We start from the raw sequence: 2505 nt of genomic DNA, 5'->3' as shown, positions 1-2505 counted from the left end.
CGCAGCCGCGCCAGCGCGTTGCTGACCGCGGGCTGGGTCATCAGCAGCGCGCTCGCGGCGCGCGTGACGCTGCCCTCGGTCATCAGGGCTTCGAAGACCTTCAGCAGGTTGAGGTCGAGCGATCGGAACGACAGAACATTCACCGTGGTGATGTATGGGATCACAATTATAAATTATGACGATAATATCTCTTTGTCTATGGTTCCCCCAGGGACACTGCGGATGCCGGTCCGCCGGACTGAGGGGACTTTCATGTCGATGATCTCGGCGCGCATCGAGCGCCTGCCATTCGCGCGCTTCCACACGCATCTCCTGTTGATGGGTGGGCTCGGCTACATGTTCGACGCGATGGACGCGGCCGTGCTGGCGTTCATCCTGCCGGTGCTGCGCACGGCCTGGAATCTGTCGAGCGTGCAGATCGGCGTGCTCGGCAGCAGCACCTATATCGGCTTCCTGTTCGGCGCGTTGCTGGCGGGCACGCTCGGCGACCTCATCGGCCGCCGCGCGGTGATGATGTCGGCGCTGGCGCTGTATTGTGCCGCCTCGATCGTCAGCGCGGCCGTGGACAGCTGGTCGTCCTTCTTCGCCGCCCGCGTCGTCGCCGGCATGGGTACCGGCGCCGAGAGCGCGATCATCGCGCCTTATCTGGCCGAGTTCGTGGCGCGGCGCTTCCGCGGCAGCTTCACCGGCGCGTTGGCCGGATTCTTCTCTTTCGGTTTCGTCGCCGCCGCTTTGCTCGGCTACTTCATCGTTCCCGCCTATGAGAACGGCTGGCGCATCGTGCTGGTCATCACCGCGGTGCCGGTCGTCATGCTGCTGTGGTGGCGTAGGGCGCTGCCGGAATCGCCGCGCTGGCTGGAAAGCCGGGGCCGGGTGAAGGAAGCCGAAGCGGTATTGGACAAGATCGAAGCCGGCTTCGCACGCCAGGGGCATGTGCTGCCGCAGCCGGTCGTCGATGCGGTCAGTGCGCCCGGCGCCGGAGGAACGCTGCTTGCCAATTTCGCGGCGCTGCTCGCCGGCCGGCAGGCGCGCATCACCATCATGACCTGGATCATGTGGCTTGCGATCACCTTCAGCTATTATTCCTTCTTCGTCTGGATCCCCGGCCTGCTGGTCCAGAACGGCATGAGCATCACCAAGAGCTTCGCCTATTCGATCGCGATCTATTGCGCGCAGATTCCTGGCTATTTCAGCGCCGCCTGGTTCAACGAGCGCATCGGCCGGCAGGCGACCATTGCGTCCTACATGGTGCTCGGCGGCGTCAGCGCGCTCGGGCTCGCCTTCGCGCAGAGCGACCAGCACATCATGGTCGCGGGGATCTTGCTGTCGTTCTTCATGAACGGCACCTATGCCGGCGTCTATGCCTATACGGCGGAGGTGTTCCCGACGCCGGTGCGAACCACCGGCGCCGGCCTTGCCTCGGCGATCGGCCGCATCGGTGCGATCGTCTCGCCAATCCTGGTCGGCTATCTCTATCCCAATTTCGGCTTCGCCGGCGTGTTCGGCCTGACCACCAGCGTGCTGCTGATCGGAGCCCTCACCGTCGTGGTGATGGGGGTGCCGACACGCGGCCGTTCGCTGGAAGACATTGCGGCGGGTGAGGTCGCATGAGGCCGACGACACGCCGAGCCGATCCGCTGCTCGGCGCGGTGGCGGCGGCGCAGGGCAGGGCGGATCAGCCGGACGCGCTGTTCTCGGCACTGGATCACGCCTTGAAGTCGGCGATCGGGCACAAGCTGTTCACGATCCTGACCTATGACGACGATAGCGGAGAAGCGGCGCGGATCTATTCCAATCTCCCCGAACCTTACCCGACGGGCGGGCGCAAGCGCCTGACGCCGGGACCGTGGACCGAGGCCGTGCTCGACCGCGGCGAGGCCTATATCGGCCGTACGCGGGACGATCTGCGCAGCGTGTTTCCCGATCACGAGTTGATCGCCTCGCTCGGCTGCGAGAGCGTGCTCAACATGCCCGTGCGCTGGCGGGGACGAACGTTCGGTTCGCTCAATCTGCTCCATGAGGCGGGCTGGTACGGCGCGGACGATGTCGCCGCGTGCCTTCCCTTCGCCCAGCTCGCATTGCCCGCGCTGCTCTCACAGACCTGACCGGACAGGAAACGACCATGCCCAGCACTCTCTTCAAGAATGCCGCTCTGCTCGATCCACTTCAGCCGGATTTGCTGGAGGGCCATCACGTGCTGGTCGAGGACGATGTGATCAAGGAGGTCTCGGACCGGCCGCTCCAGGCCTCGGCCGACCGGACCATTGACCTGAACGGCAAGACGCTGATGCCCGGCCTGATCGATCTGCATGTGCATGCGGTGGCGGTCGAGCTCAATCTGTCGCAACAGGTGCACATGCCGAACGTGCTGGTGACGCTGCGCTCGACGCTGCTGCTGCGCGGCATGCTGCGCCGTGGCTTCACCACGGTTCGGGATGCGGGTGGTGCCGGCCACGCGCTGAAGCAGGCGATCGAGACCGGCCTCACTGACGGGCCGCGGCTGTT

At 65.4% G+C, this 2505-nt stretch carries 4 protein-coding genes; 3 read left to right on the top strand and 1 reads right to left on the bottom strand.

Annotated elements, in window-relative coordinates; all coding sequences use genetic code 11:
• Positions 1 to 143 (bottom strand): LysR family transcriptional regulator (locus MOV75_RS34385; protein WP_247007564.1); only part of this gene is annotated, 143 nt, incomplete at its 3' end.
• A 109-nt stretch (positions 144 to 252) separates the two neighbouring features.
• On the opposite strand from MOV75_RS34385, the gene MOV75_RS34380 reads away from it, so the two are divergent.
• The 3 genes from MOV75_RS34380 to MOV75_RS34370 form a co-directional block, all read left to right on the top strand.
• Positions 253 to 1611 carry an MFS transporter gene (locus MOV75_RS34380; protein ID WP_247007562.1) on the top strand — a complete coding sequence of 453 codons (1359 nt, stop codon included), beginning with the start codon at positions 253 to 255 and terminating at the stop codon, positions 1609 to 1611.
• Entirely contained in the window at positions 1608 to 2105 is a 498-nt protein-coding gene (locus MOV75_RS34375) for a GAF domain-containing protein (protein WP_246932007.1), read from the top strand. Before MOV75_RS34380 ends, MOV75_RS34375 begins: the two co-directional genes overlap by 4 nt.
• Positions 2106 to 2122: 17 nt before the next feature.
• Positions 2123 to 2505, top strand: a 383-nt coding sequence (locus MOV75_RS34370) for an amidohydrolase family protein (RefSeq protein WP_247007560.1), incomplete at its 3' end; no start/stop codon positions are given.

Origin of the sequence: Bradyrhizobium sp. PRIMUS42 (assembly GCF_023006515.1) — a bacterium.
GTDB lineage: Bacteria > Pseudomonadota > Alphaproteobacteria > Rhizobiales > Xanthobacteraceae > Bradyrhizobium.
Note: the sequence above shows the minus strand (reverse complement) of the source record. Positions and strands in the feature narration are given on the sequence as shown.